Below are 554 nucleotides of genomic sequence, written 5' to 3' on the forward strand. Positions count from 1 at the left end.
CTGCCAGCAGGCATCGGTCGGATCGCCATGCACCAGTGAGCGGAGCTGCGCTTCGGTCAGGCTGGCTGCCTCGCCGAAGATCGCGATATGCACGCCCCATTCGTACTCGGAGCCGCAGCGCGCGGTCGTGCGATCGATCACGAGTTCGCGGTTCCGCAGGCTGAGGTGTCCTTTGTCCAGCAGACCGCCCGCGAAGAACTTGCTAGCGAGCCGTTCATCGCGGGCCAGTGTCGTGAACAGGGTCAGCGGAGGTTGTCCGCGCATGACCTGGTCGATGGTTTGTTGGATCGATGCGGCAAACGGTGGTGTTGCCGAGGCAATACGGGCGGTATCCATGCGGTCTCCTGCGCTATGATTTCCATAGTAAGCGTAGGAAATTTGCTATGGAAAGTAAAGCATGAAAACACCACTTCCCGGTCAGGCCGTGCGCGGCTCGGATTCCGGCCGTCCGATCATGGCCGCGCTGGACCTGTTCGGCCGACGCGGCACGCTGCGCATCATCTGGGAATTGCGCGACGGCCCACTGAATTTCCGGGCGCTGCAGGACGCGGCGG

Annotated in this window: 1 protein-coding gene; it reads right to left on the bottom strand. The window is 62.6% G+C overall.

The window, feature by feature from the left end:
• Positions 1 to 336 (bottom strand): carboxymuconolactone decarboxylase family protein (locus RVY79_RS17095; protein WP_317465671.1); only part of this gene is annotated, 336 nt, incomplete at its 3' end.
• Positions 337 to 554: the final 218 nt, after the last annotated feature.

The organism is Chromohalobacter sp. HP20-39 (assembly GCF_033052815.1).
GTDB lineage: Bacteria > Pseudomonadota > Gammaproteobacteria > Pseudomonadales > Halomonadaceae > Chromohalobacter.